General features: G+C 40.6%; 22 protein-coding genes. 9 read left to right on the top strand and 13 right to left on the bottom strand.

Annotated features, from left to right (window positions below):
- Window positions 1-53: 53 nt before the first annotated feature.
- The gene (gene bioF / locus A379_RS06230; protein WP_040726812.1) at window positions 54-1,250 is read right to left on the bottom strand and encodes an 8-amino-7-oxononanoate synthase; all 1,197 of its coding nucleotides are present in this window, start codon (window positions 1,248-1,250) and stop codon (window positions 54-56) included.
- Window positions 1,251-1,293: 43 nt separating this feature from the next.
- Window positions 1,294-2,313 (bottom strand): biotin synthase BioB, encoded by a 1,020-nt coding sequence (gene bioB, locus A379_RS06225; RefSeq protein WP_040726810.1) that lies wholly within the window; start codon window positions 2,311-2,313, stop codon window positions 1,294-1,296.
- Between the two features lie 117 nt (window positions 2,314-2,430).
- Between bioB and A379_RS06220 the strand changes: the two genes are divergently transcribed.
- The 3 genes from A379_RS06220 (at window position 2,431) to A379_RS06210 (ending at window position 5,391) form a co-directional block, all read left to right on the top strand.
- A complete protein-coding gene (locus A379_RS06220) occupies window positions 2,431-3,108 on the top strand; it encodes a ComF family protein (protein ID WP_040726807.1) in 678 nt (225 codons plus the stop codon).
- 62 nt (window positions 3,109-3,170) lie between these two features.
- Window positions 3,171-4,073 carry a cation diffusion facilitator family transporter gene (locus A379_RS06215; RefSeq protein WP_040726805.1) on the top strand — a complete coding sequence of 301 codons (903 nt, stop codon included), beginning with the start codon at window positions 3,171-3,173 and terminating at the stop codon, window positions 4,071-4,073.
- Window positions 4,074-4,134: 61 nt separating this feature from the next.
- Window positions 4,135-5,391, top strand: coding sequence for a diguanylate cyclase (locus A379_RS06210; RefSeq protein WP_040726802.1), 1,257 nt, complete (start codon window positions 4,135-4,137; stop codon window positions 5,389-5,391).
- A gap of 6 nt (window positions 5,392-5,397) precedes the next feature.
- Here the strand turns inward: A379_RS06210 and A379_RS06205 are convergent, their stop codons facing one another.
- The 11 genes from A379_RS06205 to hisB form a co-directional block, all read right to left on the bottom strand.
- A complete protein-coding gene (locus A379_RS06205) occupies window positions 5,398-6,084 on the bottom strand; it encodes a zinc metallopeptidase (protein ID WP_040726797.1) in 687 nt (228 codons plus the stop codon).
- Window positions 6,085-6,115: 31 nt separating this feature from the next.
- Window positions 6,116-8,044, bottom strand: a complete 1,929-nt coding sequence (locus A379_RS06200) for a thioredoxin domain-containing protein (RefSeq protein WP_198525653.1) — start codon at window positions 8,042-8,044, stop codon at window positions 6,116-6,118.
- Complete coding sequence (gene tatC / locus A379_RS06195; protein WP_040726793.1) at window positions 7,980-9,104, bottom strand: twin-arginine translocase subunit TatC; 1,125 nt, start codon at window positions 9,102-9,104, stop codon at window positions 7,980-7,982. The genes A379_RS06200 and tatC overlap by 65 nt, the downstream gene beginning before the upstream one ends.
- Before the next feature lie 9 nt (window positions 9,105-9,113).
- Complete coding sequence (tatB, locus tag A379_RS06190; RefSeq protein ID WP_081696356.1) at window positions 9,114-9,623, bottom strand: Sec-independent protein translocase protein TatB; 510 nt, start codon at window positions 9,621-9,623, stop codon at window positions 9,114-9,116.
- Window positions 9,624-9,652: 29 nt separating this feature from the next.
- On the bottom strand, window positions 9,653-9,910 hold the full coding sequence (gene tatA / locus A379_RS06185; RefSeq protein WP_040726791.1) for a Sec-independent protein translocase subunit TatA: 258 nt from the start codon (window positions 9,908-9,910) through the stop codon (window positions 9,653-9,655).
- 205 nt (window positions 9,911-10,115) lie between these two features.
- Entirely contained in the window at window positions 10,116-10,439 is a 324-nt protein-coding gene (locus A379_RS06180; protein WP_040726789.1) for a histidine triad nucleotide-binding protein, read from the bottom strand.
- Window positions 10,440-10,479: 40 nt separating this feature from the next.
- Entirely contained in the window at window positions 10,480-10,821 is a 342-nt protein-coding gene (locus A379_RS06175) for a phosphoribosyl-ATP diphosphatase (RefSeq protein ID WP_040726785.1), read from the bottom strand.
- Complete coding sequence (gene hisF / locus A379_RS06170) at window positions 10,818-11,591, bottom strand: imidazole glycerol phosphate synthase subunit HisF (RefSeq protein ID WP_040726780.1); 774 nt, start codon at window positions 11,589-11,591, stop codon at window positions 10,818-10,820. The genes A379_RS06175 and hisF overlap by 4 nt, the downstream gene beginning before the upstream one ends.
- A 76-nt stretch (window positions 11,592-11,667) precedes the next feature.
- Complete coding sequence (gene hisA, locus A379_RS06165; protein WP_040726777.1) at window positions 11,668-12,408, bottom strand: 1-(5-phosphoribosyl)-5-[(5-phosphoribosylamino)methylideneamino]imidazole-4-carboxamide isomerase; 741 nt, start codon at window positions 12,406-12,408, stop codon at window positions 11,668-11,670.
- 18 nt (window positions 12,409-12,426) lie between these two features.
- Entirely contained in the window at window positions 12,427-13,065 is a 639-nt protein-coding gene (gene hisH, locus A379_RS06160; RefSeq protein ID WP_040726775.1) for an imidazole glycerol phosphate synthase subunit HisH, read from the bottom strand.
- Complete coding sequence (hisB, locus tag A379_RS06155; RefSeq protein ID WP_040726768.1) at window positions 13,066-13,653, bottom strand: imidazoleglycerol-phosphate dehydratase HisB; 588 nt, start codon at window positions 13,651-13,653, stop codon at window positions 13,066-13,068.
- Between the two features lie 451 nt (window positions 13,654-14,104).
- Between hisB and ccoN the strand changes: the two genes are divergently transcribed.
- The 6 genes from ccoN to ccoG all read left to right on the top strand — a co-directional run bounded on the left by ccoN (window position 14,105) and on the right by ccoG (window position 19,414).
- Entirely contained in the window at window positions 14,105-15,535 is a 1,431-nt protein-coding gene (gene ccoN, locus A379_RS06150; RefSeq protein WP_040726767.1) for a cytochrome-c oxidase, cbb3-type subunit I, read from the top strand.
- Between the two features lie 74 nt (window positions 15,536-15,609).
- A complete protein-coding gene (gene ccoO / locus A379_RS06145; RefSeq protein WP_040726763.1) occupies window positions 15,610-16,440 on the top strand; it encodes a cytochrome-c oxidase, cbb3-type subunit II in 831 nt (276 codons plus the stop codon).
- A 5-nt stretch (window positions 16,441-16,445) separates the two neighbouring features.
- Entirely contained in the window at window positions 16,446-16,628 is a 183-nt protein-coding gene (locus A379_RS12925) for a cbb3-type cytochrome c oxidase subunit 3 (protein ID WP_081696355.1), read from the top strand.
- A gap of 21 nt (window positions 16,629-16,649) precedes the next feature.
- Complete coding sequence (ccoP, locus tag A379_RS06140; RefSeq protein WP_040726762.1) at window positions 16,650-17,558, top strand: cytochrome-c oxidase, cbb3-type subunit III; 909 nt, start codon at window positions 16,650-16,652, stop codon at window positions 17,556-17,558.
- Window positions 17,559-17,667: 109 nt separating this feature from the next.
- A complete protein-coding gene (locus tag A379_RS13105; RefSeq protein WP_198525652.1) occupies window positions 17,668-17,808 on the top strand; it encodes a hypothetical protein in 141 nt (46 codons plus the stop codon).
- A gap of 139 nt (window positions 17,809-17,947) precedes the next feature.
- Window positions 17,948-19,414, top strand: coding sequence for a cytochrome c oxidase accessory protein CcoG (ccoG, locus tag A379_RS06135; protein ID WP_040726759.1), 1,467 nt, complete (start codon window positions 17,948-17,950; stop codon window positions 19,412-19,414).
- The last annotated feature ends 116 nt before the right edge of the window (window positions 19,415-19,530 follow it).

Raw genomic sequence — 19,530 nt, 5'->3', positions numbered from 1 at the left:
TTAAGGCTAATGAGTATCGCTTTAAGGAAGTTGGGAACGCTTTAAAGCTAGCTTTATTCTGAAAACTGGCTTTGAATTTTTTCTAATTCAAAGAGTAATTGGTCAATTTGCTCGGTAGTATGCGAAGCAGAGAGCGTGACTCTTAAACGAGCCTGGTTTTTAGGTACGGTAGGTGGGCGAATGGCACTTACCCAAAAACCTGCTTTTTTTAAGGCCTCACTCCAAGCGATTGCCAACTCACTTTTACCTAACATAATCGGTTGAATGGCCGTTTTGCTTGGCCAAAGCGTTAACCCTATTTTTTGAGCGCCTTCTCTAAAGTGTTGAATATTTTTTTGTAAGGTTTCACGTGAAGCCTCTCCCTCTTTAATCAATTTTAGGGCTTCACGAATCGCTAAGGCATTGAGTTGTGGCATAGCGGTGGTGTAAATGTAAGGTCGTGCAAACTGAATCAAAGCTTCAATCAAGGTTTGGCTACCTGCTACAAATGCACCTGATGTGCCAAAGGCTTTACCTAAGGTGCCCACAATAATCGTGTTTTCATCAGGTTGTAAACCAAAGTGTTCAAAACAGCCTTTACCGTGTTTTCCTAAAGCGCCAATACCGTGCGCATCATCCACAAACAACCAGGCCTGGTAAACTTGGGCAAGTTGTTGTATCTCTTTTAAGGGTGCCATATCGCCATCCATGCTAAAAACGCCATCGGTCACAATCAGCGCTTGGCTATGGTTGGCTTGAGCATCTTGTAAACGGCGTTCAAGTGCTTGCATATCTAAATGAGGGTAACGTTTAAAATCGGCATCGGACAGCTTGGCACCATCAATGAGAGAGGCGTGATTGAGCTTGTCGGCCAAAATAATATCGCCCGCTTGCATTAAAGTTTGCTGTACCGCTAAGTTAGCCATATAGCCAGTTGAAAACAGCAGGGCGCGCTCCGTTCCTAACCAATCCGCCAATTCATCTTCTAATAAATGATGTTGGATGTGGTGACCTGTAACTAGATGTGCCGCACCTGAGCCATAACTTATCTCATCGCTCTTTAACTCATTAAGCAATACGCGTTTGATTTGCGGATGATTGGCTAAGCCCAGATAATCATTAGACGAAAAGTTGATGCACTCAATCCCGTTAATTTGCATAACAGGTTGTTGTGGCGAAAACACCAAAGGACGACGGCGATACAGGTGTTCTGATTCGCGTTGCTGTAAGAGAGGAGTAAAGCGCTGATTGATAGACATTGGAATAGACATCAAGGTAATTACGGCTCAATATAAACTGAGCCGTTTAGCTGCATTAAGCCGTTAATTCAGTAATTTGTTCAGCCATTTTTTTGGCTTGCGTTTCGGCTTTGATGTTTTGCTGCATTTGAATGCCCAGTTTTTTGAATAGCATGATGTCGTGATCCGATTCTGGGTTTTCTGTGGTTAATAACTTGTCACCGTAAAAGATGGAGTTTGCGCCAGCAAAGAAACATAACGCTTGCGCTTCATCAGTTAAACTCATTCGTCCTGCGGATAAACGTACATAAGTTTGCGGCATAATAATACGTGCTGCGGCAATCACTCGAATAAATTCAAATGAATCGGTTTTGTCTTTCATGTGCGCTAAAGGCGTGCCTTCAATGGCTACCAGTAAGTTAATCGGTACAGAGTTTGGGTGTACTCGCATATTGCCAAACGTTTTTAAGAGTTCTGCACGGTCTTTATGCTGTTCACCCATGCCGATAATGCCGCCAGAACAGACATTAATACCAGCTTGTTGTACTTTATCAATGGTATCAAGGCGATCTTGGTAATTACGAGTGGTGATGACTTGAGGGTAAAACGCTTCTGAGGTGTCTAGGTTGTGATTGTAATAATCCAGGCCTGCTTCTTTTAGTTGCGCCACTTGGTCATCATTTAACATACCTAAAGTTAAACAGGTTTCTAAGCCTAAATCTTTAACGACACGTACCATTTCTAAAACACGAGGAAAGTCTTTTTTGTTTGGATTGCGCCAAGCTGCTCCCATACATAAACGGGTTGCACCGCGTTCTTTAGCTACTAAAGCTTGTTCGATGACTTCTTGTACTTCCATCATCTGTTCTTTTTCAATATCGGTGTAGTTACGTGCGCTTTGTGAACAGTAAGAGCAATCTTCTGCACAGCCACCAGATTTAATATTCACCAGTGTGCTGGTTTGCACCTCATTTGGGTTAAAGTGTTGACGGTGCACGCTTTGTGCCTGGAACATTAAATCATTAAAAGGCTGATCCATAATGGCGCGAATTTCTTCAAGAGTCCAATCATGGCGGATTTGTCCAAGGTTTTGCATAGTCATAGCCCTATTCCCGTGTTGTGCTGACAAAACGTCTAACTAAAGTGGCGCTTTGTGAATGAATATTTTAATAGGTTATTATATCGTATAAGTTTGCTGAGAAAAGGAGTGTTGATGCATTGGCTAGAAAGTTGGTTGCTACCTGCTGAATGTGTATTGACTCATCAAGCCAGTGAAGGCAGAGATCTCTCTGATGATTTGGTTGCAGAATGGTCAGTGCCAATAGAGGTTTGCCCGCAGTGTTGTGAGCCAAGTAAAAACAGCAAACTTTGTGGCGCTTGCCTGGTCAGTCCGCCAGCTTTTTCACGTACTCAAGTTGGCTTTTATTTTGACAAAGAGCTGACTGATTTAGTGCATGGATTGAAATATAGCAATAAACCGCACTATGCAAGAATTGTAGGAGAATTATTGGCCGAAAGAGTCGATGCTAGAGGGGTTGAAGCTATTGTGGCTGTACCTTTATTTGCGACACGTTATCGAGAGCGGGGTTATAACCAGGCGCAACTCATTGCTGAAACTTTGTCAAAAGAACTGGGTTTGCCACTGATTAATCAAGCGGTGTTTCGTATTAAGGATACACCAACGCAAACCCATTTAACGGCTAAGCAGCGTAGACAAAATCTCAAAAAGGCCTTTAGTGTGGATAAGGCTCAGTTGTTAGAGTTTAAACACATTGCTTTAATTGATGATGTAATGACAACGGGGGCGACGATGCAATCTTTGGCGCAGAGTATTTTAAATCAAACAGATATAGAAACTGTCCAGGCCTGGTCAGTGGCAAAAACAAAGTGATACAATCGGATCTGCTGTATTTGTTAACTAATCTTTATTAGTCCACCATTTTAGGAGATGGCATGAGCGTTCAGCCTGTATCACATCACCATAACCACATCGGTAAAGCCAATAAATCCAATCAACGCAAGATTTTGATTGCTGCGGTAATTACCGCCAGTTATATGCTGGTGGAGATTATTGGTGGTCTTTGGGTTAATTCGATTGCGCTTGTAGCAGATGGTGTACATATGATGACGGATGCGATGGCATTGGCCGTTGCATGGTGGGGGTATCATATTGCGCAAAAACCCGCCAATGCACGTATGACTTTTGGCTATCAACGATTTCAGATTTTAACGGCATTTATTAATGGATTTACCCTGTTGTTGATAGTTGGAGGAATCGTAATTATGGCGATACATCGTTTTTTTGAACCGCAAGAGGTGATGGGCAAAGAGATGTTTGTGATTGCCTTGATTGGTTTGCTCAATAACTTATTTGTGTTCTGGATTCTTCACTCTGGCGATCAACATAATATGAATATGCGTGGCGCAACCTTGCATTTTTTGGGTGATACTTTAGGTTCAGTCGCGGTGATTGCAGGCGCAATTGTGATTTATTACACAGGTTGGATGCCGATTGATCCAATATTGTCACTGGTGATTGCTATTATTATTGGTGTTGGTGCTTATCGCTTGTGTAAAGAGTCTGCACATCTTTTATTGGAAGGGGTGCCTGCTGGGTATGAAATTCAGGATATTAAAGAAGATTTAGAGACGCATTTCGATTATTTGACTTGTGTACACCATATTCATCTTTGGGCGATTGCTGAGGATCAAGTCATGATGACCTTACATGCTAAAACGGATTTATTGCATATCAATGATGAAACGTTATCTGAAATTAAGCAATACTTGTTTGAGCAACATCGAATTCATCATGTGACGTTACAATTAGAGACAGAAGTGATTGTAATTGATTGAAAAATGCTTATGCTATATTGATTAATTATTATTAACTAGACATTCCAATTGAAGTAACGCGATGACTCAAAATATTATTCTTGTGATAGAAGACCAGAAGGCTATGGCAAGCCTATTACAAGAAAAAATATCCCAGCAAACTACCTTGCCCGTTATTACTGCTCATAGCTTAAAAGAAGCTAAAGAGGTTATCGACTCAGATGTGAAGGTGTTGGTTTGTGTCACCGATTTAAACCTCCCTGATACTGAAGAGGGTGCTTCGGTTCCGCTTTTACTAAAAAAGAATATTACAACGGTCGTACTCACTGCCGACTATACCGAAGAAACACGCAAAAAAATGTTTAAACAACATGTCGCAGACTATGTGATCAAAGATGGTATGGCGGCGATTAATTATGCCGTTAGAACCGTAATTTCTTTGGTTGAGAACTCCGATATTAATATTTGGTTGTTGGCACTAGACAATAACAAAACCACGAGGCGTCTACTCGGGTTGTTAAATATCCAGCGTTATCATATCTCTGTATTTGAAGACAGTCAGTCAGTTTTAAAAACCCTCCCCAGTAAGATGCCAGACTTATTAATATTGACAGGCGTCGCCTCTGAAAATGAAAAAAAGATTGTGGATATGATTAGTTCAATTCGTGAGAATTATACCCAGAATCAACTGCCTTTAATGCTGTGTGATGACAGCCATGATATGGCACAGGTCATCAAACTCATGAAATATGGTGTGAATGACTTTTATAACAGTGGTTTTACCGCGGAAGAGCTTACTGTTCGAGTCAACTTGAACATCTCACAAGCAATCAACTATAAAAAGTTGGAAAGAATTTCTCAAGTAGATGCATTAACAGATTTATATAACCGACGTTATTTCTTTGAAAAATCGGAATCTGTTATCAAGGAGTGTGGTGCTCACTGTTTTGCGGTCATGCTGGATATTGATTTTTTCAAAGTGGTTAACGACACTTACGGTCATGCAAAAGGTGATGAAGCAATAATCTTTGTGGCCAATGTAATTCAAGATACGTTTGATTCATTTGTAGTTGCCCGTTTGGGTGGAGAAGAGTTTTGTGTTTTAGGTGGCTATGAGGAGTTATCTAAAATTCAGGCGCTATGTGAAACCGTTAGACAGTTCATTGAGTCAGAGTCAAAGAATAAAATTGGCATACCAATTACAATCAGCATTGGGTTGAGTACAAATAACAACCTCTTAACGTTAGATGATCTGGTTTCAGAGGCGGATAAGGCCCTATATGCCTCAAAAGAGTCTGGTCGCAACAAAGTGTCATTACAACCTGTTGTAAACGGTTAGTACTTTTTAACGTTTTAACGCTTTTAGCCATTTCCATAAATTAAATAGGCTTGAGAGTGATGCCGCCACATAAGTCATCGCGCAGGCAAATAAAATCTTTTTGGCGATTTTATGGTCTTTTTTATTTAAATACTCACCTTGTTCAAGCAGTGGTAAAGCCCGTTTAAAGCTGGCATCAAACTCGACTGGCAGTGTGCTTAAATGAATAATGACAGGTACACCCATTGCCACAAATCCCGCCCCAAAAGTTAATAACGCCACCATCGGTGTATGGGCTAAGGGAATTAAAAACGGGGTAATCATTAAAGCAATACCCGCAAACTTTTGCATAATCGCAGCCCGTTCAATCAGTGCAGTACGTTGTTTTAGTTCTGGATAATTGGTTTTGTCCTGAATGGCGTGCCCAATCTCATGCGCTACCGTAGTAATAGCCGTTAAAGAGTTGCTGTGAGCATTCGCCGTTGAGATTCTAACCACTTTATCAACTGGATCATAATGGTCGCCCTGTTCGGTTTCTTCGACCTTTACTCCAATAAGTTCATGTTTTTGGATGAGGTGCTCAGCAAATTGCAACCCTGTTCCTGGAATGTCGGGGTGGGGTTTGCGGTGTTTATTTAAAATTGCTTTTGTCCACAGGCTGGGTAGCGTAGTTAAAATAAACAGCAAAACAAACAGTATGATTAAAGGGCCCATCTAGCGCTTCTTTTTAAAATGTCATTAGTCATTATTTTACGGGATTTGTTGTTTGCTTCATACAGTCGAATGAGTTTATGTAACTGGCATGCATAAGCGGATTTTCTATCAGTGCTGCTTGGCTCTGAACTGGTATTTTGGGTTTTAGGCAATAAAGAATAGCGGTTAGACTCGGCATCGGATTATCGGCCATTAGCCATTCGCCTGTTTGTTGAGCCAATATCGGATTAACATCATATAGCCAACCTTGCTCACTCAGAAAATCATTTTTAAGCGCGCTGTTAATCATTTCTATGGTTTTGTTAAATTGCTTATCATTCGACCAGGCCTGGTAATCTTCTAGCCCTCTCTTTATAAATGCATAATCTTGAAGATTGGCTCTACCCATAAAAGAACCGTTTTCAGACAAAGCTCTTGGCGGATTTTCCAGCTGGATTAAGTTGACTAATGTGGTGGCTAAGGTTTGCGCTGACAGCAGGTAATGTTCATCTTTTAACACTGAGTACGCTTGACTGAGCGCGCTTAATACTAAGCCATTCCAACCTAGAATGCTTTTAGTGTCGGTGGGAATCGCTTTATCTTTACTTGTGAGTTTTATTTGTACACTTTTCCATAATCTGTTCGGTGTAAATGGTTTTGGGTGCCAGCCTAATTCATATGGGGGCGACTTTTCAAGTGACCAGGCCTGGTAGATTGTTTGATACTCTTCATTTGAAAGCGCTTTTTGCAATTGGCTTTTGCTCCAAAGATAGTTACCACCTTCTAAGCCCTTTTTATCAAGTGCAGATTGGCTGCCCAAATACATTTTGGTTTGGGGGGAATATAAATGATTCTGTAGGTAAGCTAGGGTATGTTTAGCGGTATCTAAAAAGTCTGGACGATTCCACCTTTCTCCTGCCATTAAATAGGTTTGCGCGAGCAGAGCATTGGTATAAGCCATTTTTTCAAAATGTGGAGTTTGCCAGTTTGGGTCGACAGTATAGCGATAAAATCCGCCATGAATATGGTCAAATAAATGTTCCGATTGCATCTGCTCTAACGTCAAAATCAACCACTCTTCAATCTCTTCAGGAAGCTCTTGAATCATTAGTAAACTATTTAATAGCGGTGCTTTAGGAAATTTTGATGTGCCCGTTAAACCACCAGCTAAATCATCTTTGGTGAGATTAACCTGTTCAAAAAGTTTTTTGATAAATGCTTGTTGGCTAAGATATGGTTTAGAGTTCGACTGGGTTTTAATTATAGGTGTGTTTGCTTGTTCAGCAGCTTGTTTAGCAAGCTTTTCTATCTGGCGGGATTGTGTGTGCCATAGCGATTGAATTTTGTTTAACCTCTGGTTAAAGGCTTGATTCGGTAGGTAGATAAAAGCAGCAAACGGGTAACCAGTTGGGGTGAGGATAACATGTTGTGGCCAGCCTGCATGTCCTGTGGTTTTTTGGGCAAACTCAATTAAAGTTTTATCGAGTTCTGGATTCAGTTCACGATCAATTTTTACGGATATAAAATGCTTATTGAGTATTTGTGCCGTTTGAGTGTTTTGGTAGTTTTCATGCTGCATGACATGACACCAATGGCAAGAAAAGTAGCCGCTGGAAATAAAGATGAGTTTGTTCTGAGCTTGTGCCTGTTTAAGTATGTCTGCGTGCCAATGTTGCCAGTGAACAGGGTCTTGACCGTGCATCGCCAAATAGGGGCTGTTGTGGTTTGCTAGGTTGTTTTGATCTATTTTCGATGCTTGAGAGTTAAGTGTAAAAACAAATAAAAATGTGACTAGAATGGATTTACTAAAGAGGTAATAAGCGGTTTTAAAAGGGTTTGTAATGTTGGTGCTTACAGATAAGAAAATTCTTATCTGTAAAAAAAGAGTTAACCAGTCTGTTAATCGAGTGATTAACTCAAGATTTTGTATCTGTTTTATTATCCGACTTTGCAATGGATTCTTCAGACGTAACAACGTCATTTTTTTCCGCTGTAGCTGTGTCAGGAGAGGTATTGGCTTTCTGGTTGTCGTTAGAATATTCATTTTTTGACTTCTCTTTGTCGGCCTTTTGACGAGTTTCATAATCTCGTTCTAACTTAGCCATTTCAGAGTCAATCTTATCAAATTCATCGTCCCAGTCTAAATCATCATCTACTTGGTCAGCATAACGGTCATCAAATTCGTACTCTTGTACTGGTGTTGATTGATTTGATGGTTGAGTAGAGGCCTGGTTTTCTTGGGCTTTTGTATTGCTAGAATCGTTTGGTTCTGGAGGAGTATCCTCTTCATTCTCATCGGTTTTACGACGTTTTATAATCATCGCACCAATGATTAAGCCCAATTCAAATAACAGCCACATAGGTACAGCAAGCAGTGTTTGAGAGATAATATCTGGTGGTGTTAGTAACATACCAATAACAAATGCACCAACCACAATATATGGGCGAGCATGGCTTAGCTTTTCAGGCTTTGTCATCCCAGTGATAATCAGCAGTATGGTGACGATAGGTACTTCGAAAGCCATGCCGAATGCAAAGAACATTTTAATAACAAAGTCTAAGTAAAGCGCAATGTCTGTGGCGATGGTAACGCCTTCTGGGGCGGATTGCGATAAGAAACCAAAGACCAGTGGAAAAACCACATAGTAGGCAAATAAGCCGCCAGAATAGAATAAGAATGAACTAAAAAACAGGAGTGTAGCAACGAGTTGTCGTTCATGTTTATAAAGTGCAGGTGCGATGAAGCGCCATAACTGATAGAGCAAAAAAGGCATAGCCAAGTAAATTGCTAATACAAAACTTAACTTAAATGGGGTTAAGAATGGCGAGGCAACGGCCGTCGCAATCATGCTTGTACCTTCAGGAAGGTAACGTGTTAGCGGCTCAGATATGTAGGTATAGATATCATTTGCAAATGGAAACAGAATGATAAAAAAGACAATAATAGCCAAAATACCACGAGTTAAACTCGTTTTAAGATCCAACAAGTGTTGAACTAGAGTCATTTCTTGATCGTTAGGTGGTAGGGCGGCGTTGCTCATACTGAATGTTTAACTTTTAGAAGTGTCTTTTTCTGGAGCTTTACTTTCAACTTCAGAAGGTTGAGAAATTGGCGTTTCAGTTGGTTGAACTTTTGGTTCAGAAACGTACGTTTGCTCTGTAGAATTTGCAGTGGCTTCAGGGTTGTTATTCGCTGGTATTTGCGGCTGCGCTGGCGCTTTATTGAATTGATGGCCAGAAGAGCCTTCCGTTGGCGTTAATTCACCGCCAAAAGGTCTTTGAAAATCATCTAAATTCATATCGTTGTAATTTAAACCCTGTTCTAGTTCTTTACCAATGTTGTCAATTTGGCGTTTCTCTTCCTCTAGATTCATTGAGTCTTTAATTTCACGAAGTGTGTCTTGAACCTGGCCTTCTTCTTTCATGGAATTGACAAAACGACGCATTTTGCCCATGAATTGGCCAATTTTTCTGGCCACTTCAGGCATGCGTTCAGGACCAATCACCAATAATGCAATGACGAGTATAACGAGGAGTTCAAGAAAACCGATATCAAACATGTAGTTAAGCGCTTAGAGTCAAAGACGAATTAAGCTTTGTCCTTTTTCTCTTCTGATTTTTCTTCAGTTTTCTTTTCTTCAGCAGCAACATCAAAAACGTTTTGACCGTCTTTCTGTTCTAGTTTTTTCTCATCTTCAGCTGTTTTAGCTTCTTCTTCTTTAACAGCAGACTTGAAACCTTTGATTGCTCCACCAAGGTCGCTACCAACATTACGTAAACGTTTTGCACCGAATAATACTAATACGATTGCTAAGATAATAAGTAATTGCCAAATGCTAATGCCCATGGGTTTGCTCCGTTTAATAATTCTATAATTTGTGGCTTAATGTACCGTTTTTAAAGGTTTTTTATTATTAACCTTAAGGCCATTATTTTTAGTGACCGCTAATCATACCAAATTAGATGATTTGTTGGCACTAAAAATATGATTAAATTAAGAGGTTTAAGCCCTTTATTTAATTGTTTTGGCTGAACTTTCAGTGGTTAAAGGATTAGTTGCCGAGAAGATGGATATGAATATGGAAAACTTCTTGTCCACCAGATTCACCCGTATTGATTTGGGTTTTAAATCCATCCAGTCCTTGGGATTGTGCAAGTTGCGGTAGCAGTAACATCATGTGGCCCATGCAGTCCTTATCACCTGGTTTAAGGTCAAAAAGCGTGGCAATGGGTTTTTTAGGGATAAGCAAAAGATGTACTCTTGCTTTTGGATTGATGTCATTGATTACAATGCATTTATCATCTTCATAAATAATTTCGGCTGGAATTTCACGGTCGATGATTTTAGAAAATACACTTTTTTCTTCTGTACTCATTGGTCTCATCCTTTATTGATTTTGACTGGAGCAGTGATCATTATTCGCTGCGGCTGGCTTTTTCTTCATGGCCAGAAAGGCCGAAGCGTCGTTGTAGTTCTGCGGTCACATTGTTGCTCGACAGATTTTGAGAAGCCAATAGTACCATAGTGTGAAACCACAGGTCGGCAATTTCATACACTAGGTGCTCTTGGTCTGCTTGAGCGCCATTGCTATGTTCTAGGTCTTTTGCTGCCATCACTGTTTCAGCCGCTTCTTCAGATACTTTTTTAAGTATTTTTTCAATGCCTTTATCGTATAAACTTGCTACGTAAGAGCTATCTGGTGAGTCCGATTTACGTGCTTCAAGGACATCATCGATTTGTTTTAAAATATCGTTCATAGTCTCACCTCGATACCTTCTTTTTGCATAGCAAGTTTTGCTTCTTCAACGGTGTGTTGTCCAAAATGGAAGATGCTTGCGGCTAAAACGGCTTCAGCATGGCCTTCGGTAATCCCTTTTGCAAGGTGGGAGAGTTCGCCTACGCCACCCGAAGCTATTACGGGGATAGTGACACTGTCAGAAATTGCTCGTGTTAGTTCTAAGTCAAAACCAATTTTGGTTCCGTCTCGATCCATGCTGGTAACTAATAGTTCACCTGCGCCAAGTTCCGCCATTCTTACCGCCCAATCAACTGCATCAATCCCAGTCTCTTTTCGGCCGCCATGAGTGAAGATTTCCCATTTGTTGTCTTCACCTTCAGTACTGACTTTTTTGGCATCAATCGCGACAACAATGCATTGTGAGCCAAACGCATCACAGGCTTCTTTAACAAAAGCGGGGTTAAAGATAGCCGCTGAGTTAATGGCGACTTTGTCAGCGCCAGCGTTGAGCATGGTGCGAATGTCTTCGACACAACGAATTCCTCCGCCAACCGTTAGCGGGATGAATACTTGGCTTGCGACCTGTTCAACCATGTGTACCGTGGTGTTGCGCTCATGCGCTGTGGCCGTGATATCTAAAAAGGTGATTTCGTCTGCACCTTGTTGGTCGTAACGTTTTGCAACTTCTACTGGGTCACCAGCATCGCGAATATCAACAAATTGTACGCCTTTAACAACACGGCCGTCATCGACGTCTAGGCAAGGAATAATGCGTTTTGCAAGACTCATGGGTTTGTTCCTATTTGAGTATTGTTTTAAGGCTTGGTCATAAGTAAGACTTACCAGGCCTGGTAAGTTTTAATTGTTATTTTGGGGCAAGTTGGTCGGAAAGGGTTTGACCTTCTTTAAAGTCTAAAGTGCCTTCATAGATTGCACGACCTGTAATTGCGCCAGTAACCCCGTCAGCTTCAATTTCGGCCAATTTGCGGATGTCGTCTAAGTTTGTGATTCCACCAGAGGCGATAATTGGAATGGTCAGAGCTTTGGCTAAAGCTTGCGTGGCTTCAATGTTTACGCCTTGCATCATGCCATCACGACCGATATCAGTATAGATAATGGCTTCAACACCGTCGTCTTCGAACTGTTTTCCAAGTTGAGTGACTTCGTGGTCTGTCACTTCTGCCCAGCCATTGATTGCCACCATGCCATCTTTGGCATCTAAACCAACCATGATGTGTCCTGGAAAGGCTTTGCAGGCTTCGGCAACGAATTCAGGGTTGTGAACGGCTTTTGTGCCAATGATGCAGTAGCTTACGCCAGCATTTAGATAGGCTTCAATGGTTTGTAGGTCTCGAATACCGCCACCAATTTGTATTGGTAAATCAGGAAAAGCTTGGCGAACTTGATAAACCGCTTCGCCGTTGACTGGTTTGCCGTCAAAAGCGCCATTTAAATCAACCATATGCAAGCGACGTGCATCTTGATCTACCCAGCGTTGAGCCATGGCAACAATATCACCTGAAAATACGGTTGCGTCTTCCATAATGCCTTGACGAAGGCGTACGCATTCACCATCTTTTAAGTCGATAGCAGGAATTAATAACATTTTTTAAACCTTTAAAATTTATTGTCCGTTCCACTGTAAAAAGTTTTTAAATAGCTGTAAGCCGTGGTCAGCACTTTTTTCAGGGTGGGCTTGAATTGCAAATAAGTTATTGTGGCTTAACGCGGATGGAAATGTGATTCCGTGCGTTGTTTGTCCGCAAATATAGTCAGAATGTTCTGGTTGTACATAGTAGCTGTGAACAAAATAGAAGCGACTGTCTTGTGGAATGTTATGCCATAACGCGTGCTCTTTTGTTTGCAGGATCTGGTTCCAGCCCATGTGTGGTGTTTTTAGAGGGCTGTTTTCTTCAAAATCAAAATGCTGAACATTGCCAGGAATGACATCCATGCATTGAATGCCTTGGTTCTCATCGCTGTGGGTCATAAGAACTTGAAGACCCATACAGATACCTAAAAAAGGTTTTTCTTTAGCCGCTTGTTGTACAGGGTGAATCATGCCCGTTTTCTGCAAAGCATTCATACAGGCTTTGGCAGCACCTTGGCCTGGAAAGATGACGGCATCAGCATTGGCAATGTCGTCGGGGTTGTTGGTGACTAAAATACGAGTGTTTTCTGGCGACACATGTTCAGCCGCTTTGGAAACAGAGCGTAAATTACCCATGCCATAATCAATAACGGCAACTAGCTTCTGGTTCATTTATAGACTGCCTTTGGTAGAAGGCATTTTGCCTGCCATTCTCTCATCTTGGCTTAATGCCATGCGTAAAGCGCGGCCAAACGCTTTGAAGATGGTTTCGGCTTGGTGGTGAGAATTATGGCCACGTAAACAATCAATATGTAGTGTTGCGTTGCAATGATTAACAAAGCCTTGAAAAAATTCAAAGACTAGTTCTGTTTCAAAGTTTCCAATTTTTTCACGGGTAAAGTCGGCATTAAAGACCAGGCCTGGTCTCCCAGATAGATCAATTACTACACGAGAAAGCGCTTCGTCTAATGGTACGTAAGCGTGGCCATAACGAGTGATGCCTTTTTTATCGCCCACTGCTTTATTTATGGCTTGACCAAGGGTAATGCCTACATCTTCAACCGTATGATGGTCGTCAATGTGAGTATCTCCATTGGCCTTTATGTCAATGTCTATCATGCCATGTCGAGCAATTTGGTCTAGCATATGTTCAAAAAAAGGTACGCCTGTATCAAATGTTGCTGTACCGTCACCATCTAAGTTGACAGTGATTTGAATTTGAGTTTCTAAAGTATCGCGTTCAACGCTTGCAGTTCGCATAACATGATTCCTAATATAAAGTAGTTCAATATGATAACTGAAAATAATATTATTGGATACTTTGAGTCTTAATAATCACATGAAATCTAGTTGTTGAAGTTAGCCGTTAAACATGTGAATAAAAGCCTAGCACACAGGAAGTATAAAAATAATCTGAGGACCCCTATAAATTTTTTTTAGTATAAAGAGGCTTGTGTATTTGGGATAATGCCAAAGATTTTTTTAAGTGTCTAAGTTTATAAAAGCGCTTTTCAAGGCTTGATTCTATTGAATTTCTTGATGTGAATTAAGTTTTAAAGACGTTTTTGGCTGAGTTACAGTCCTGTTGCAGGTATAATGCGTGTTGAGGAGTCTGTATCTAAAATGGTCCGTTAAGTTTTTGTTTGTTTTGGGGCAAAAATTTAATGATAGATAAAGACAGAATATTAAGACTATAAAGGGGATCCGACTGATGGATACTACAGTAAAACCACAATATGATAATGGCGTGGTTAAGTATTTAGCGGTAGGTGCAATTGTTTTCTTGGTGTTAGGTACACTTATGGGTACTTATGCAGCAGCAGAACTTGCGTGGCCTGCGTTAAATTTTGATATTGCGGAAATCACTTTTGCTCGACTACGTGTTATTCATACGAATACCGTTATCTTTGCATTTGGTGGTATGACGTTAATGGCGACTGCGTTTTACACGGTTCAAAGAACCAATGGTGTAAAACTATGGAGCAATGGCTTAGCTTGGTGGACTGCAATTTTGTTCACAATTGGTCTTTTAGCAACAGTTGTAACTCTAGCTTTAGGGATGACAACAGGTAAAGAGTACCACGAGCAAGAATGGCCTTTAGCGATTGCGATTGCTTTGGTTTGGACAATGTATACGTTCAACTTTGTAATGACGATTGCTTCACGTAATAAAGAGACACACCCGAGTGTTTATGTTTCAAACTGGTTCTTTATGGGTATGATGATTGCAATCACATATTTATATGTAGTAAACGGTTTAGCTATCCCAGTTTCATTGTTCCGTTCGTACTCTATGTTCGCTGGTGTGCAAGATGCAATGATTCAATGGTGGTGGGGACATAATGCGGTAGGTTTCTTCTTAACGGCTGGTTTCCTTGCAATTATGTACTACTTTGTACCTAAGCAAGCACAACGTCCAATTTACTCTTACCGTTTATCTGTAATTCACTTCTGGGCATTAATGTTCGGTTATGTATGGTTAGGTGCTCACCACCTTCAGTACACAGCGCTTCCAGATTGGACAGGTTCATTAGGTGCAGTAATTTCATTGGCTATGATCATTCCTTCATGGGGTGGTGCATTAAACGGTATGTTAACGCTATCTGGTGCTTGGGATAGACTTCGTACAGATTATATCTTACGTTTCTTGATTATCTCTTTAGCCTTCTATGCAATGTCTACTTTTGAAGGGCCTGTAATGGCTGCAAAAACTGTAAACGCTCTTTCTCACTACACTGACTGGACGGTTGGTCACGTTCACTCTGGTGCGTTAGGTTGGGTTGCAATGGTTTCGATTGGTGCGCTATACCACATGGTAATGAAACTTTGGAATACTGAAATGTACTCTATGCAGTTGATTAACTTCCATTTCTGGTTGGCAACTATCGGTACGGTATTCTATATCGTTGCGATGTGGGTATCAGGTATTATGCAAGGTCTAATGTGGCGTGCTTATGATGAGTACGGAACGCTTGCGTATACTTTTGCTGAATCCGTTTCAGCTATGCACCCTTATTATGCGATGCGTGCATTCGGTGGGTTATTATTCTTCACTGGTGCTGCAATCATGCTATATAACGTTGTTATGACGATTCGTATGGCAAATGCTAAAGCGACAAATACAGTTGAAGCACACGCATAAGTAGTAAGTCAGATTAAGCGGTTGTTAAAACGCCGCTTAAATTGAAAAATTTATGAGTTGAGGAGCACAAACTCATGGCAGATAATGAAGCACCAAAAAATATCCAGGAAGGCTTAGAGCGTAATATCTTCGCTTTATTCCTGGCGACAGCGCTAGCAGTTTCGATTGCTGGTATCGTTGAAATCGTTCCGTTGTTTTATCTCAAGTCAGCTGTAGATTACACTGAAAAAACAGATAAGTACGGTAACGTTAAAAACGAGAAGTTCCCTGAATTAGTTTGGGAGCGTACATTTACAGAAGATGCTAATGGTAAATTAGTATCAGACAAAGCACTTTACAAACAAGATAATAACGGTAAGTGGGTTGTAGCGGATTGGAAAGCAGGTGACGGTGTTCGCCCTTACACTCCTCTAGAACTAGCTGGTCGTGACTTATATCTTCGTGAAGGTTGTTATATTTGTCACTCACAAATGATTCGTCCTTTCCGTGATGAACGTGAACGTTATGGTCACTTTTCACTTGCTACAGAATCAATGTATGACCACCCAATGCAATGGGGTTCTAAACGTACTGGTCCAGATATTGCACGTTTAGGTGGTAAATACTCTGATGAATGGCATGTTCTTCATTTATTGCGTCCACAGGACATGGTTCCTGAATCAGTTATGCCAGCTTATCCTTGGTTAGCTGAAAAACCAGTATCTGAAGATTTCTTTGGCACTAAGCGTGATATGTCTACACGTTTATCTGTTATGCGTACACTAGGTGTGCCATATACAGACGAAGAAATTGAAAATGCTAATGCCGCTATCGAAGGTTATACCGAGATGGATGCAATGGTTGCTTACCTACAAGTACTTGGAACGATGGTTAAGCTGGATGACAGCAAAGTATACCGTCAGTAAGTCCTGTGAGTAATCTAGAACGTTATTTTAGCACCGACTGGTCGTCTTTGACGACACAGGATTGGGCAGGTTTAATTGTTACAGTACTTGTATTTCTTGGCATGTTAATTACCTTTGCGATGGCTTTACGTCCTAGCAAACGTAAAGAGATGGAAGAGCAGAAATATAAGATACTGAACGATGACTAGTCATTTTAAGGAGATTTAAATATGGCACATCATAATCCATGGCCAGATGAAGGGAACACTGGTCATATTTGGGATGAAGATATCCGTGAATTAGATAACCCACCACCGCTTTGGTGGATGTTATCTTTCTATGCGGGTTTCATCATGATTGTTTTTTATGCACTTTATTATCCAACCATTCCATTAACGAATGAGCTTGGTCAGCATACAAAAGGTATGGCTGATTGGACTCAGGTTAATGAATATCACGACGACTATAAAGTGTTGAAAGACTGGCGTGTAGCTAAGTTTGCTGACAAAGAAGAGAAGTTAGCCGCTATGTCGGTAGCTGACATCTTAAAAGATGAAGAGCTTAAGTCTTATGCGGTTGCAACATCAAAAATGTTGTTTGGTGATTACTGTGCAGCTTGTCACGCAGTAGGTGGAGCTGGTAACCCTAACTTCCCTGTATTGGCTGATGATGATTGGCTTTGGGGTGGTAACGTAAACCAGATCGAAGCGTCTATTAAAAACGGTCGTATTGGTAATATGCCTGCAAAAGGTATGATGGGTAACTTAAACGATCAAGAGATCGAAGATGTTACTGATTATGTTATTGCATTATCTGAAGGTAAAGGTGGTGATGCTGCTTTTGCTGCAGGTAAAGCGGTATATGCAAAAGGTATGTGTTTAGCATGTCACGGACCTGCTGGTAAGCCTTTGGCTCCTGCAGGGGCTGCGAATCTAACAGACCAAGTATGGCGTTTCTCTTCTGATCGTGAATCGATCAGAGGTGTGATTGCAAACGGTGTGAATGTTAAGAAAAATGGTGAATATGTCGAGGGAACTCGTCAGGCTGTTATGCCTGCTTTCAAAGAGCGTTTACCAAATGCAGATGTAAACATTAAACGTTTAGCTGTTTATGTCCACTCATTGGGTGGGGGTCAATAGTTGAGTGCTTTAGCACTCGATTAGATGACTAAAAAAGGAGAGCTTATGTTCTCCTTTTTCATTTTTGGTAATACTAGATTCTTGATATTAATCAACTTTGGAGAAGATTATGAATGAGTTAAATAGCGATTTCGTCCTATGGATTTCAATTGGTGCACTGGTGTTGAGTATTGTTGCTCTTATCGGTTTTGGTTGGAAAGCCACACGAGGCATTGAAGGGCTTGAGAAAGACGAAGATAAAGAAAGTTAAGCATTTTCTGTAAACAAAAATAGGCCTGCAATAAAGGCCTATTTTTGTTTATGGAAATAGATAGAAAAATTTACTTATGATTGATAAGGTTATTTTTATAGAATAGCCTTCTAATTAGACTGGTTGCAAGGATAGCCCTATGTCAGATAAAAAAGAGTTGTATCGAGATAATGGACAAACAGGTTCCGTTCTTGATGATATGGATTTGGATAATAAAAATCTACAAAATATTGGTGTAGAGATATTACCCGTGCACACTGGTGGTACAGTCCATGCAAAAAGAATGCCTGGAAAATTTCGAACCATTAAATGGATAACAGCAGCGTTTTGGTTGTCTCTTTTTATTTTCCCGTATTTTAGATGGGATGGTCACCAAGCCTTGTTATTTGACTTAGCAAACCGTCAATTTCATATTTTTGGAATTACAATTCTTCCTCAAGATATTTGGATGCTAGCCATGATTCTGCTCTTTGGCGCACTTCTGCTAGCAGCATCTACGGCTGTAGCAGGGCGTCTTTGGTGTGGATATTTTTGTTTTCATACTGTATGGACCGATGTTTTTACTTGGATTGAAGAGAAGTTTGAGGGTCAACCTAACAAGCGTATTAAGTTAGATGAAGCACCTATGAGCCTTTCTAAAATTAAGACTAAGCTTCCTAAATTTGTGCTGTGGGCTATTATCGCTTTTATGACTTCGTTCAGTTTTGTCGCATACTTTACTGATGCGTTTGATTTGTGGGCACGTTTGTTTAGTTTTGAATGGGGTGGAACAGAAACAAGTGTTATTTTAGGTTTAGCCGCAGCGACATTCTTCTTTGCAGGCATTTTGCGTGAGCAAACTTGCATCGGTTTTTGCCCTTATGCTCGTATCCAGGGTGCAATGATTGATACCCAAACCGTTGTTCCAACATACGATGTGGATCGTGGAGAACCAAGAGGGAGAATGAAGCGTCTTAAACCAGGTGAAGAAGCTCCTGATTTAGGTGACTGTATTGACTGTAACCTTTGTGTCGCAGTTTGCCCAACAGGTGTAGATATTAGACGAGGTCAACAATTTGGTTGTATAACCTGTGGTTTATGTATCGATGCCTGTGATTCTGTTATGGATAAAATCAAAAAACCACGTGGATTAATCCGTTACGCCTCACTTGCAGAGTTTGCCGGACAAAAGCCCCCACCTTTATTTAAGCGACCAAGAGTAATCGTATATTCAGCGATTATGGCTTTTGCGGCTATCGCTATGGTTTATGGTCTACTAACTATGTCACCAATCGACTTAAAGGCACTGCATGAGCGTTCACCACTGTTTGTTCAAATGAGTGATGGTAATATTCAGAATAAATGGACAGTTAAGGTTGTGAATAAGTCTAATGAAGTCATGTTGGCAAAAATTGATGTCACAGGACCAGAAGGATTGACATACATTGCAGATAAACAGATTACAGTTCAGCCTGGTAATGTTGGTGCTACCACCTTGTTTGTTAAGATTCCTAATAAAAACTTAACAGAGACTAGTACACCAATCACTATTCATGTTGTGAATTTAAATAATGAATCGATATCTGCAAAATATGAAACGGCATTTATTAGCCCTAAAAAACGCTAATGCCATAATAAAATGAAGCTGTAGCTACAAATTATTTTACAGCTATAATAGCCCTATTTAGGAAAGTCCTTAATAGGGCTTTTTCGTTTCAGGAGTAAAGCTCCTGGCAAAATTTA

The sequence above is a fragment of the Thiomicrorhabdus sp. Kp2 genome (assembly GCF_000478585.1).
Classification (GTDB): Bacteria; Pseudomonadota; Gammaproteobacteria; order Thiomicrospirales; family Thiomicrospiraceae; genus Thiomicrorhabdus.
Note: the sequence above shows the minus strand (reverse complement) of the source record. Positions and strands in the feature narration are given on the sequence as shown.